General features: G+C 43.3%; 7 protein-coding genes. 6 read left to right on the top strand and 1 reads right to left on the bottom strand.

The window, feature by feature from the left end; translation table 11 throughout:
* The first annotated feature begins 766 nt into the window (after positions 1 to 766).
* Both F6K38_RS21330 and recG read left to right on the top strand, forming a co-directional pair.
* The gene (locus tag F6K38_RS21330; RefSeq protein ID WP_287357402.1) at positions 767 to 1,639 is read left to right on the top strand and encodes a hypothetical protein; all 873 of its coding nucleotides are present in this window, start codon (positions 767 to 769) and stop codon (positions 1,637 to 1,639) included.
* Between the two features lie 65 nt (positions 1,640 to 1,704).
* Entirely contained in the window at positions 1,705 to 4,191 is a 2,487-nt protein-coding gene (gene recG, locus F6K38_RS21325) for an ATP-dependent DNA helicase RecG (protein WP_287357400.1), read from the top strand.
* A gap of 104 nt (positions 4,192 to 4,295) precedes the next feature.
* Here the strand turns inward: recG and F6K38_RS21320 are convergent, their stop codons facing one another.
* Positions 4,296 to 7,205: a glycerol-3-phosphate acyltransferase gene (locus F6K38_RS21320; RefSeq protein ID WP_287357398.1), complete on the bottom strand. Its 2,910-nt coding sequence runs from the start codon at positions 7,203 to 7,205 to the stop codon at positions 4,296 to 4,298.
* An 886-nt stretch (positions 7,206 to 8,091) separates the two neighbouring features.
* Between F6K38_RS21320 and F6K38_RS21315 the strand changes: the two genes are divergently transcribed.
* The 4 genes from F6K38_RS21315 to F6K38_RS21300 form a co-directional block, all read left to right on the top strand.
* Positions 8,092 to 8,949 carry a lipase family protein gene (locus tag F6K38_RS21315; RefSeq protein WP_287357396.1) on the top strand — a complete coding sequence of 286 codons (858 nt, stop codon included), beginning with the start codon at positions 8,092 to 8,094 and terminating at the stop codon, positions 8,947 to 8,949.
* Between the two features lie 9 nt (positions 8,950 to 8,958).
* Positions 8,959 to 10,893, top strand: a complete 1,935-nt coding sequence (locus F6K38_RS21310) for a VMAP-C domain-containing protein (RefSeq protein ID WP_287357395.1) — start codon at positions 8,959 to 8,961, stop codon at positions 10,891 to 10,893.
* 1 nt (position 10,894) lies between these two features.
* Positions 10,895 to 11,992 (top strand): AAA family ATPase, encoded by a 1,098-nt coding sequence (locus tag F6K38_RS21305; RefSeq protein WP_287357393.1) that lies wholly within the window; start codon positions 10,895 to 10,897, stop codon positions 11,990 to 11,992.
* 12 nt (positions 11,993 to 12,004) lie between these two features.
* Positions 12,005 to 13,779: SAV_2336 N-terminal domain-related protein (locus F6K38_RS21300; RefSeq protein ID WP_287357391.1), on the top strand; the 1,775-nt coding region annotated here is incomplete at its 3' end.

Genomic DNA, 13,779 nt, shown 5'->3' with positions numbered 1-13,779 from the left:
TAAAATTAGCTATCCGAAAGGCAATACTTAAGCCAAGTATCCGTTCTAAAGAACCAAATACCGAGCCTAATTTAACTAACCCCAGTGGGCTTGTCTCCCTAAGCGTTTAAATACGTTCCCCTGTGCCCCACGGTACGTTAATTGGTGAAAGTTGACTTTACTGGTTCTTCGGTATCCGCGCTTGATCCATGGGTTTTGGCGGTGCGACCCGTGGCGAATTTAATTACGGGTCAAGCGCACCGATGAGGTTTTTCGCGCCTCGTGTACTAGCATCGCTTTACGTCGTTGGGGAGCTTGGCAGTACCGACGAATCCTGCCTGTGCTAGGCTACATCCTCATTATGTATCAACTCTGGAAAAGTCGCCCTAGAAGGGCACCTCAAGTAGCGTGGCCAAAGGCCAGGCTTGAAACCCAAAATTTTTGGTCAACTCTAATAAAGTCTTACCTCTTTAGTAACCCATCTACATCCTTTCGGATTAGGTGAGGTTATTGACTAGTTGATAGGTTTGTATTTGAGGTGTTTTGATCTAATATCTTTTTCTGTTATAATTCTGTATCAATATATACTGTTTTTCACAAAAAATGATCGTACTTAAAACTAGGCAGATGCAACGTCTAGTTGGGGAGCTAATTGGGCGAACGAGAATTTGACACTCCTACGGGTAGAAGCCGATCATGGTACAACTATAAGAATGGGCATACTGTAGACTAGGCATGTATTTGATATGCTCAAGGGATTAGCTATGGAATTGTATAAATAACAGCAGTGAATCGAATTGACCAGGAATTGGCAGCCTTAGAGGAAGCCATCACCCATTTGGCAAAAGAATTCCAAACAACCTACTCTAACTATTTGACCTTTTTAGGTCAATGCGTCGGGCAGCAGCTGATTATGGCTGCCTATCGGATTTGTACTCAAGGGTATCCTGAGTCTTTTCTAAATTTGTCGGTTAACAGTCGGCAACAGTTACAGCAATCCCTACGAAAGCTGGCTCAAGAGACTCAACAACAGTTGCCATCACTCCTAGAACAGTGGCAAGAGTCAAGGTCAGCTACTACTGATGGCTCTGATCATGACTCTGATCATGACTCTGATCATGACTCTGAAATACCTTCATCTACAGAAGACTCTCCATTTTTTAATGCTCCAACCGAGCCATCACCAGCAGCTGAGTTGACGAGTAACCCACGAAATAGCATAGAGAAACTGGAAGAATGGCTCAAGCACCTAGAGAGTGGGATCACCAAAACTATTCAAGATGTCTCTGTGGAAACCAATCGGATCTTGCATAAATCCTCAATTATACCAGACAAATTTCCCCAAGAAATCCTAGAAGCAGCGGCAAAAGTCGAAGCATCTGCAATCGAAACGGCTGAATCCCCCAATATTATCAAAATAATGATGGAAACTAAAGGTGATGGCGAAACAGATGAATCCAGATTAACCCGTATTATTGCCATTAAGCTGCGCTTATCTGAGATAGAATTTGCAGACCCTAACTTGACCCCTGGACGTAAGAAAATTAGAGATCTATTAGCTAAAATGAGTCAACTGAAGCGAGAGTATTACAAAAAACAGCGGCAAAAGGCAGTTGCTCAAGCCGAAGCAGCATGGCGTGCCAGCTGGTTTGACGATTAAACTGAGGTAATGATCAATGACTAAAAACCAAAGACCAAAGACTAAAGACCAATGACCAAAGACCAATGACCGAATTACCAGATTGGGTGCGATTGCAAAAAGCCCTGTCGGTAGAAGCAAGAGTTGGCTTTACTGATTTGGAAGGGAATCAATACCGCTTTAGTGAATTCCTCTGCCTCAGTTTTGGTAAGACTCCTAATGTCCTAACATCAACTGAGAAACGGCGTTGGCAGGACATCGGCAATCAGTTTGCCCGTTATTCTCAGATGACGCTACAGCAAAGGCAACATCTGGTAGCTGATACTCGCCGCTTTCTCAACGACCTGAAGCAGAACACTCAACGCCGTTTAGTTGAAGATAAATATCAAACAGAACATCCTATGGTCAGAGTGCCTAAAACCAAGCCCTTGGTGGAGAAACAACAGGCATCCTCAGAGCTTGGTAGTAAAAAAAACCTTGACCTACCACTGGCTAAGTTGGCAGCAGTGGGTAGTAAAAACAGTGAGTATTTAGCACGTCTGGGTCTGCACAAAGTGCGTGACTTGCTCTATTACTATCCCCGTGATCATATTAACTATGCCCGTCAGGTCAATATGGCTGACTTAGTACCTGGTGAAACAGTCACTATCATGGGTACGGTGAAGCGCTGTAACTGCTTCAGTAGCCCCCGTAATAAAAAATTAACTATTTTAGATATAGTCTTAAAAGACTCTACTGGTCAAATTAAGCTCAGTCGTTTTTTTGCTGGCTTTCGTTACAGTAATCGTAGCTGGCAGTATCAACAAAAGCGACGGTATCCAGTGGGAGCAGTGGTAGCTGCTTCGGGTTTGGTAAAGAAAAATAAATATGGGATTACCCTAGAAGACCCGGAACTGGAAGTATTAGAGCATCCAGGGGGTACCATTGACTCGATGAAAATAGGTCGAGTTGTACCCGTTTATTCCCTAACAGAAGGGGTACCAGCCGACATGGTCAGGCGGGCAATAATTGCTGCACTTCCCTACACTTCTTTGATTAAGGAACCCTTGCCAGTAACCTTTCGTAAAGAATATGGGTTGATGGGGGTCTGTGATGCGATCGCAAACATTCATTTTCCCCAAAATGCAGACACCCTTGCTGATGCCAGAAGGCGCTTAGTCTTTGATGAATTTTTATACTTACAGCTCGGATTTCTCCAGCGCCGCCAAGCTCAGCGTAAAACCCAAAGCAGTGCGGTCATGGCTCCGATTGGTAAACTCTTTGACCAATTTAATCAACTGCTTCCTTTTGAATTAACCGGGGCTCAGACAAGAGTTATCAATGAGATTCTCAAGGATATGGAATCAGAGACACCCATGAATCGATTGGTTCAGGGAGATGTCGGTTCCGGCAAAACTATTGTAGCAGTTTATGCTATTATAGCCGCAATTCAATCGGGCTATCAAGCCGCTTTGATGGCTCCCACTGAAGTATTAGCTGAACAGCACTATCGTAAGTTAGTAAATTGGTTTAATTTACTACACCTTCCCGTTGAATTACTAACAGGTTCCACTAAAGTTTCTAAGCGTAGAAAACTTCATTCCCAGCTAGAAACAGGAGAACTTCCCTTGTTGGTAGGAACCCATGCTTTGATTCAAGACCCAGTGAACTTCAACAATTTGGGTTTAGTGGTGATTGATGAACAGCATCGGTTTGGGGTAAAGCAACGGGCTCGTTTACAGCAAAAAGGTCAATCTCCCCATGTGCTGACTCTGACCGCCACACCAATTCCCAGAACCCTAGCGCTAACCCTCCACGGAGATTTGGATGTGAGTCAGATTGATGAATTGCCCCCTGGTCGTCAGAAGATTCAGACAACTGTGCTACGGGGTAAAGAGAGAAAACATGCCTATGACTTGATTCGTCGAGAAGTGGCTCAAGGACGGCAAGCCTATATGGTATTGCCCTTGATTGAGGAATCGAACAAATTAGATTTACGCTCGGTAATTGAGGAGCATAAACGACTGTCTGAGAGTATATTTCCAGAATTTAAGGTTGGGTTACTTCATGGTCGGATGAATTCAGCCGATAAAGATAAAGCACTGAGTGCTTTTCGGGATAACAAGAGCCAAATTATTGTTTCAACTACCGTGATTGAAGTGGGTGTAGATGTACCCAATGCGACCGTAATGATGATTGAAAATGCAGAACGGTTTGGGTTATCTCAGTTACACCAATTACGGGGTCGTGTGGGTCGAGGTTCTGACAAATCTTATTGTCTTTTAGTCAGTGGTTCTAATACTGAAACAGCCAGACAACGTTTGGGGGTATTAGAACAATCCCAGGATGGCTTTTTTATCTCAGAAATGGATATGCGTTTTCGTGGTCCTGGGGAAGTTTTAGGTAAGCGCCAATCCGGGTTAGCAGATTTTGCTCTAGCTAGTTTGGTAGAAGACCAAGAGGTATTAAATTTGGCGCGGGATGCAGCAGAAAAGATTATTCTTCAGGATGAAATATTGGATAATTACCCTTTAATGAAAGTCGAGTTAGAGTATCGGTATCAGAAGTTGATGGATGGAACAATTATGACTTAATTTAACATAGACTTGTTTCAGAAGTAGGGAACAGCGGATCTGGGAGTAGGTCGCACCGCTCCCTACTCCCTACTCCCTACTCCCTACTCCCTACTCCCGCTATACTAGTCCAATACATCAACTGTGCCCAACTGACCATCAATCCTGACCCGCTGACCATCTCGTAATATATCAGTGGCATGATTAATATCCATTACGGCTGGGATACCATACTCTCGGGCTACAATGGCACCGTGGGATAAACGTCCCCCTACTTCAGAAATTACGCCACCAGCACGAGCGAGTAATGGTGCCCAACCAGAATCGGTGTAGGGTACAACCACAATGGTTTGCTGGTCAATAGTGATATCACTTTGCAAGGTTTTGACTATTTTTACCAAACCCTGTACTTGTCCCGAACTGGCACCAATGCCTTGTAGCCGTCGTTGCTCAGACCCAGCTAAAGATTTGGGTTCAGCGGGTAAGGGAGGATTATTGCCATAAACCAGGAAAGGTACCGTAGTCAGCTGAGCATCCTGTTCAAATTTAGTCCGTCGTTGTTGCACAATTTCTTGAAGCTGTTGTCTGAGTTCCTGGTTATCACTACCTACTAGAGAGCGAATTTCGGCTAACTCCAAGAAAAAAATGTCCCCTGGTTCCAATAGTAAACCTGACAGCAGCCAGCGTGCCTCTAAAGCCAAGAAGCTCCAACGTAGGTGAGCCATCAGCTTAGAGTAGACTTGGGTCACTCGACCTTTGAGATCCAGCCGTGCTTGTACCACTTCAGCTTTCCAGTGTTGCCCTATAGGTTTTGGAGATTGGGGCAGTGGATGAGCTAGAAACTGAGCGAACAACTTTCTAACAGCTCGGGGGTCTTCTTGCCAGCGGGGAATTGCTACATCGGTTGCCACTTCGCTAAGGTAACCATAGCCCTCAAGAAAGCGGTCAAACTGCTCTAAAATACTGGAACCATCTGGGATTTCTGCTAGGGTGGCAAACAGAGAGGCTCCACTGTCATAGATAATTTGTTCGTGGCTTAATAAATGGCGAGCATCTGCTGCTATCTTAGCTAAGGCTCGCATACTATCGACCTCTGGAGTTTTGCTGTTATCTAGTTCTTTGTCATCAATCTTGAGTAGTGCCTGCCGCAAGGACATACTAAGGGGAGCAAGAATACTATAGTAGGTGGCTCGTTTCAACACCTTCAGAATACTGTCGATGCGTTCTAGGAGTTGCACTGGAGATAATTCCGACTGGGTTCTTGCTGAAAGCTGATTCAATAGGGGCAGAAAGTGGGTTTGGTAATCCGCTTCAAAATCTTGGTCTAAACGCCATTCCCGACCGAGCAATCGTAGTAAACCAGGTACGTTTTTTATAGTGGTATTTATCGGTGGTTTGGAAAACTTAGCTCCCCTAGTCAGAAATTCCAGACTTTCTGGGGGTAGACCCATACGCCGAAAAATTTCCCCCAACAGAGTAACATTGAAGTAAGCATGGGAATAGTGCAGGGTGGCGGTTTCGGTGAAATCCATTCCTTTAGCTCGTTTCCCTAGCACTATGGTAAAAATCTCTCCCCAAACACCGCAGGTGAGGGGACGATTAATCGACCAAGTTAGGGGTCGGATTACTCCTGGAATCACTTCCGCAGCAATTTTACGAGTCCAGGTTGGTTGTAGAGTAGTGATAGGTCGTGCTTGCAGTAACCAAAGGGTTTGACCGTCATAACTCCACTCAAGATCTTGGGGAAGACCCTGGTAATAGTCTTCTAACCGACGTGCCAAGAGCGCCACTTGTTTGATTAAGGCTGGGGGGACATCACCACTCCCCTCAATCCGTGAGGAGGGCAAACTTTCTGCTGAATCCTCTTGCTGCCCTGACTTCTGGAAATAAACTTGGTACTGCTCTGGTGTTACTTTACCCGATACAACTTGTGTAGCATATCCAGGTAGGGCTTCGACCACAACAGCTTCTCCCTGTTGGGAAATAGGGTCACGACTGAAAGCAACCCCAGAAAAAACCCCTTTGACTTGTTTTTGAATGAGCACAGCCATCGCTGTATCTGGCAGTTGCTGATCCCGACGGTATTGTGCAGCTACTGGATTACGATAAGACTCTAAGACTCGATTAATGGCATCCAGTAGTGCCGCTGAGCTGGTCACCTGCAAGATGCTTTGATACTGCCCTGCGGCTGAAGCCTGGGCTGAATCTTCTCCCACTGCGGAAGAACGCACTACCAGGGGTTCAGATTCAGAAACGGGTAGGTATTTGAGCAAAGGTTCTGGATCATCCCCTGGAGGGAGTACCCAGCCCACAGGTACGGAGTAACCAGAACGCTTCAGCTGGGATAGGGTGGCAGCTTTTTGCCCAACTTTTTTAGGGTCTAGTTTGGTGTCCAGAGAAATTACGGCACTATCGCCTTGGAAAAAATGAAACACTTTCTTAGATTCTGCTTGAGTTTCTCCACTCGGAAGGTCTAAGTCATCGGGAATTTTTTGATAAATCCAAGCTAATAATAGACTCAAGCTGGTGGCAATTACAATTCTGGAGACATCCTGGGGATGCAATAAAGCCAGAATCACTGGGAACAAGACTAAAATCACCCGTTTGCCATGTTTGGGATTGCGGAAAATGGTAAAGCTAATCCCTCCAATCAAAAATACCAGCAATGCGAGAATGGGGTCATGGCATAATACTCCCCAAGTTACATTGGTCGTCCCTGCACCTTTGCCTATCCAGTAACGACCTAAGACCAGCATGATTAGAGCGATCAATTCCCAGGCTGATTCACTGGGAAAGAAGTGGCGAGCTAGTAAGACTGCTGCAATTCCTTTTCCTGCCTCTGAGAGCACTGCCAAGACACCAACCAGATTTCCTCCGTGGTAAAAGGCGGCTGAAACTGATATATTACCAGTACCGACCTGGGCTAGGTTACGCCTTGTCAGTACATAGGTAATCCAGGCAATCAGAGGTAGTCCGCCTAAGATAGGACAGACGGTAACAATGAGCAAAAACCCTAAAACCTGGTTTAGTGTCATGGGACTAATGGAAATCACTTAGTGAGATAGAGAGGACTTTATAATAACTACTACTTGATCAGAAGTATATAAGCAGTATATAAGAAGGATATAAGAACTACTTGAACTTACTGGTATCGAAAAATGTCTAGTAATCACAACTAGTAATCACAACTAGTAATCACAAGTTTAGTTTGTAAAATTATCTAAACCAAAATCAAGCCAAACTGTCTAATAAAATGGCTTGGTTTAACTAAACTATGAGTAAAGTATTTATATCATCTGGTAGATAATTATTACCTGTTATAATTATAGTTTATATTCCAGATTTTAACCTGATTTAGTCCCTAAGTTGTTTTGATTACCGCAGCTTTTAAACAGGGATTATCAACTGCATTTTCCATAGTGAATTGGATTCCTATGCCAGCAGCCAGTCAAACCCTATCCTGCCCCCAGTAGTTGCACTTTTGGATTAGTGTACGATATTTGGTATGGTAAAAGTCTTTTCTTTTTTTTTATTTAACGATTGATCATGTATAGCAGAAGTCAGAAGTCAGAAGTCAGAAGTCAGAAGTCAGAAGTCAGAAGTCAAACTCTTGCGCTTACAAAGGGTGTGAGACTAATGTCGATGTCCTAACTGCCCTGGCGACTGCTGTAAATTGATAATATAAACAGGAGTTACGCGGTTAGGTTTATTTCCCACCCAAAATTGGGAGGCTAGGGGGGCGAAATCAACTTAACCACGTAAGTTCTGTATAAGGGTAAGTTTTCAGAACTTTCTCGATAACAACAAAGTTTCTAAAGTTGCTGGAGGAGTTGCTAGCTTTGCTACAGCACCTGTGGCTGCGGAAGCTCTTTGAGATTCTAGTATTTGAACCAATCCTTACACAGATAGGTAGGTAATGGTATGGCTAAGATTGTGGGTGTTCATGGGATTAATCAAGAATTTAGAGGTAGTAATACAATTTATGATCGATGGCTACCAGCCCTAAAGGATGGTTTGGAGCGTGTTGGAGCTAGATTAGATTCTGATCATGAATTCCGCTGTGCCTTTTATGGAGACCTGTTCAGAGGTCGGTCAAAATCAGCAATGGGGATACCTAACTATGACGCCAGTGATATTGACTCGGATTGGGAGAAGGAACTCCTGCTGGAATGGTGGGAAGAAGCAGCCAAAGTAGAAGACGATATTAAAGGCCCAGCCGATCTATCAACAGAAAAGGCAACACCGAGACGTGTTCAAAAAGCTTTAAATGCCTTAAGTGGTTCTAGGTTTTTTGGTGGTGTTGCTGAAAAAATCGTGATTTCTTTTCTGAAACAAGTTGGAGGTTACTTCCATAATCCAGAGTTAAGACAGCAAATTCGCGGACGCATTGTGGAAGCCATAGATCACGATACCCGTGTATTGGTTGGTCACTCTCTGGGGTCAGTTGTCTGTTACGAAGCCCTATGCCAACACCCAGAATGGTCCGTGGAGGTTTTTGTGACTCTAGGTTCCCCATTGGGGATAAAAGGGCTGATTTTTGATCGCCTGGAACCCTCACCGGTCTCTAATTTGGGGTCTTGGCCGGGAAGTGTAAAAAAGTGGATCAATATTGCCGATGCAGGAGATATTGTTGCTTTAGAAAAAGAGTTAAATCCTTTATTTAACGGATTAGTCGAAGATAAACTTATTTATAATAGATCTGATCCTCACAATGCCAGTAACTATTTCACAGCATCTGAAACAGGAGAAGCTATTAAGTTAGGCTTGATGGATGAGTAGACGAGGTATATGGCGGGAAAACCCAGGTATTATTTAATCGCTTGTGGCACAAGTAATTACAACGATCACGATGTAGATAACTTGGATAGTGTGCCGACAGACTTACAGAGAGTGGTTGATTTATTCACTCAGCAATTTGGATATGAAGAAGCATTGACAAATCTTCGTTTAAATCCGAAGAAAGATGATTTAATCAAAGAATTTTCAAATTGGCTTCAGCAAGAACGATGTGAGAGCGATCGCGTAATCTTTTACTATTCCGGTCATGGTGAATATTGCCAAGGAGATAGACATTATCTTTTAATGGAAGATACGATTCTAAATCAACTTCCTCAGACATCCTTACCAACGGAAGAGTTAGTTCGTCCTTTGAACAATGAAGGAGTTAAGATCAAACAAATCCTGTATATTATTGATACTTGTTATTCTGGGGTCGGAATAAGTGATGTCTCGAAATTTACTACACAAGTTGTTCAGAAATACCAACCGGTAAAAGGAGCAGGTATCGCAGTTCATGGGATTGCGGCTTGTCGTGCCAAAGATACAGCAAAAGAAGATGTATTTTCTAGCGCTTTGGAGCAAGTTATTAACGATTTAAAAAAGTACGATAATTTATATATTCCTCTAGATTATCTAGTTGACCAAATTAATCAGATTATTTGCTCAAATCAACGTGCTTCCTACTCAGCTTCTGGCTCTGAGATATCTGCTATTTTCTTTCCCATTCTGCCTAAGACTAGACAAACATGGGAAGAAAAGCAAGATGAACTGATTAGCAAACTTTTTGCTGAATTAAAGAAACACCCAGAAGATAGCTTACTTCAGCTTAACTCCTTTATTTTAAGCTCTAAAAATATTGAAAATCTTGTCTTATACGATGAATTTATTCTGGATTGTACAGAAATCAAAAAAAGACTGACTGAATTAGGAGAAAAACCAGTTTCAAGAGGAATATGCCCTCTAGTGGCTTGTGCAGAATGGTGTCGCCAAAGATTTTATAAACAGAATAATATATCATTGAGGCTACTTGCTAATACTATTAAAAATTGGCAACAGGAAGTTATAAAATATAGAGAAGAGGCAAACCTCTCTACAATCCAAGAATCTGTTAAAAAAGCTGATTTAAAATTTCAAGAACTGATTAAGAAAGAAAATCTGCGACTTCAAGTTGAAATTGAACCAGAGGTTGATAATGATAATGGTACAGGACAAGCCTCTGGTGCATTATTTTTGAGTATGAGTCTTTGGCTGGAAAGTCAGGATTTACCACTTGGTCGGTTTGCAGAGAAGATACGCTTAGAACCTCGGGAAAGTGAAGAGAGTTTCCCTGAGCAAGAGAATGAGAGTTTATACACTAATCTTGAAAAAATTTTGCCCAACTTAATTCGCAAGGCTCGTTATAGTTTACCTGCACGAGTTAATTTAACAATTGAGTATTTTCTTCCCTTCAACTATTTCAAAACACAATTGGATAATATTAGGTTTAAGCGAGGGAGAAACCTAACACCCCTGGGTGAGGAGTATCCAATTTTTATCAACTCCTTTGAACGATATTTTGATCAAGATTTTCTTGAGATTCGTGATGAGATTGAAGTCAAGAAGCAAGGGTTATGGAATGATGTAAATAATCCAGTAACTGAACCCAGTGTCCCTGGGGAATTTGAAGGGGATGATATCTATTATATGGGTACAGACCCATCAGATTCCGATCTAGAAAGAATTGAAGAGGCTTTACCCATTGCGGTCTGGAGTCGGAACGTGAACCAACCTCTGATTGAAGGAGAGCATCTAAACCTCTCAGAATGGCAAAATTGGCCTAACAAAATACTCAAATTACGCCAAGACAAAAAATACAAAGACTTAGAAGTAACCCTTCTCTGGGATGATTTATATCCGAAGCCTTCCCGAAGCTCTAGACCCTTGAATACCGACGTAGTGGACTAAAATGCCAAAAGACCCAACATCTGACCAGCAGGATCTTCGCATCTACCGGGGCTTAACCCTTAGTGCGGAAAGTTTACCAACTCCAGAAGAGCAACAACAACATCTGAGTCGTATGCCACCGCCCCCGCCTTGGCGCACCTTTGGTCTGTCAGTTGAGCAATGGCGTGAAAAAGCAGAATCAAAAAATACCCAAGACATCGTAAGAAAGATTAATCCAAGGGCATTGGGGTTTGTTCCGACCAAGCAAGCGGTAGAATTGGTGAATGCTGCATTGTGTTTACGTCGCCCTTTACTGATTGAAGGAAATCCCGGTACTGGCAAAACATCCTTAGCCTATGCGGTAGCAGCTGAATTGGGACTACCGGGGCCTTACCGCTGGTCAATTGTTTCTCGCACTACTTTGAAAGATGGTCTCTATGCCTACGATGCCATTGGGCGACTACAAGAAGTGTCTTTACTGAGGCAACAAGTTGGTAACACAGAGAAAATTGAAGAACCTGACATTGGTAACTATTTAAGATTAAGACCAATGGGTATGGCATTTCATCAATCTCAACCCCGTAGACCGGCAGTGCTGTTAATTGACGAAATTGATAAGAGTGATATTGATATGCCCAATGATCTCTTACATATATTTGAGGAAGGATTTTTTGAGATTCCAGAACTTTCTCGCTTAAACACGGACTCCCAAAAGGTACTTCCTTACCGCAGTCACAGCAATGATAGTGATGAAAAAGTTTCGGTTGACAAAGGATTAATTCAATGTCAAGAGTTTCCCTTAGTCTTGATGACCAGTAATGAAGCACGGGAGTTTCCACCAGCCTTTCTACGCCGATGTCTACGGTTATCTCTCAAGCAACCTGATACCGAAGAGGGTTTTTATCAAATTTTAGAAAACCGCTTTGATGCCACCGATTTAAAGCAACTGGATGAGCCAGCTCGGAAATTAATCAAGGAATTTTTGACACGGATTAAGGCAAGAGACACAACGTTAGCGACGGATCAATTGTTGAATGCTATCTATTTATTACTACAAGGAGATGACCTGACTGAAGAAAAACGGAAAGATGTATTGAATACTATCTTCAAATCACTGTGAGGTCAGGGGTAAATGGTGAGTGAAAAAAATCAATGGTGGGAAGATGATACAGAAGTGGCAGAGCTGATCTGGTGCTTGGCTCACGTAGATCGTATTGTTGCTCCTCCATTGTCTCAAGACATCAAACCACCAGAGGATTTAGACTATTTGTATCAGGAATCATCCACTGAAAATCCCTCAGACAATTATCCAAAGACTCCTCCCTCAGTAACAGAAAAAGCAGAACAAAAGATACCGATTAGGACTTATCCTAAACCGTCCGACCATGCCCCGACTTCCCCTCAAAAACCCGAATCATCGTCCAGTAATTACAGCTCTCCTATTCGTGTTCCTGACCCCTTTCCCTTACCGAAACCTAGGGAAATCAGTAAAGCACTGTTGCCTTTATCTAAACGTGTTCCTGGACTGCTAGCCAATGAACTGGATATTGAGGCAACCGTTGAACAAACAGCGGAAGCTGATGGATTGCCAATGCTGGCATTTCGTTCTCCCCTAGAGCGATGGTTTGAGGTACATTTATTGATTGATTGCTCCCCTTCCATGGCATTTTGGGGAGATTTAGCAGAAGGGGTGGCAACCCTTTTTCGCTGGCAAGGGTTTTTCCGGGATGTCCGGATTTGGCACTTCGATACAAGAGAACCTACGCCCCAATTGTTTTCAGGTGTTGACCGGATTGAACGGGATGTTCGTAGCCTGATTGCACCAGGAGGACATCGACTCTTTATTGCCTTAACGGATACTTTGGGAAAAGCTTGGTATTCCAGTCAAGCCTTTGAGGTTTTAGCAGAATTAGGAGAACAGCATCCTGTTAGTATTGCCCATGTTTTTCCTCAAACCCTATGGCAGCGCACAGCTCTAGATCAGGCAATTCAACGACCATTAATTGCTCGTCAGCCAGAGTCCCCTAACTCCATGTTAGAAGTAGGAGCTAGGCTTCGTACAACTGCTAGGTTATATCAATTTCCAATTTTCAATTTATCTGTTAACCACTTGAGCACTTGGGCGAATTTTACCACCGGCAGTGGCAGCAATTCGATTCAAGGAGTTTTAATTAGACAGGATATTAGACAGGATAGCTCCGAAACAGCGAAAACGAATCCTACTGAATCAGTGGCGGAAACTCCCGAACAGTTACTGAGAGGATTCTTGGCTAATGCTAGCCCCAAAGCCCGAGAACTTGCGGAAGTTCTGGCTGCTGTTCCCCTGATTCCTCCAGTGATGCGCTTGGCACAACAGTGGTTTTTACCCGATAGCGAACACTGGCATCTGGCAGAAGTTTTTTTTAGTGGTCTTATCCAAAAGTCTTCCTTGGGGCCAGACCAGGCAACTGTTCCCGAAACTTGGTATGAATTTCGTCCGGGAATTCGGAAGTTACTGCTAGGAAATAGTCCAGTTCAACGCACCACTGAGATTTGGCGGGAAATTGGAGATTTCATAGAGCACCGTTATGGTAGTCTGCGGGATTTTCCAGCACTGATTCCCAACCCAAGCGGGTCTGTTCCAGGTGTTGCTGGGGATCGAGAGCTCTATTTTGCTGAAGTCAAAGCAGCAGTTTTTACCACTTGGGGAGGAGAATACGCCAATTTAGCACAAGAACTAAGTGAAAAAGTAGCGAAACGCAAACGGGAGAAAGAAGAGATTGATCAGGGGACAGTTGATATCACTGACAACTTAGAACCTTTTGAATTTGAAGCGGAAGTTCCCATCATTGTTTTTGAAGAGGAGCCAGAGGAGGATGAAGAGAAATTACAACAGTGGACATTTGAAACCCCTACTGTTAACCATCA

This window comes from Moorena sp. SIO3B2, from assembly GCF_010692525.1.
In the GTDB taxonomy this organism is placed as follows: domain Bacteria; phylum Cyanobacteriota; class Cyanobacteriia; order Cyanobacteriales; family Coleofasciculaceae; genus Moorena; species Moorena producens.
Note: the sequence above shows the minus strand (reverse complement) of the source record. Positions and strands in the feature narration are given on the sequence as shown.

Coding starts and splice junctions, on each gene's coding strand:
- F6K38_RS21320 (WP_287357398.1), bottom strand. CDS start 7,205: ATGACACTAAACCAGGTTTTAGGGTTTTTGCTCATTGTTACCGTCTGT.
- F6K38_RS21315 (WP_287357396.1), top strand. CDS start 8,092: ATGGCTAAGATTGTGGGTGTTCATGGGATTAATCAAGAATTTAGAGGT.
- F6K38_RS21310 (WP_287357395.1), top strand. CDS start 8,959: ATGGCGGGAAAACCCAGGTATTATTTAATCGCTTGTGGCACAAGTAAT.
- F6K38_RS21305 (WP_287357393.1), top strand. CDS start 10,895: ATGCCAAAAGACCCAACATCTGACCAGCAGGATCTTCGCATCTACCGG.
- recG (WP_287357400.1), top strand. CDS start 1,705: ATGACCGAATTACCAGATTGGGTGCGATTGCAAAAAGCCCTGTCGGTA.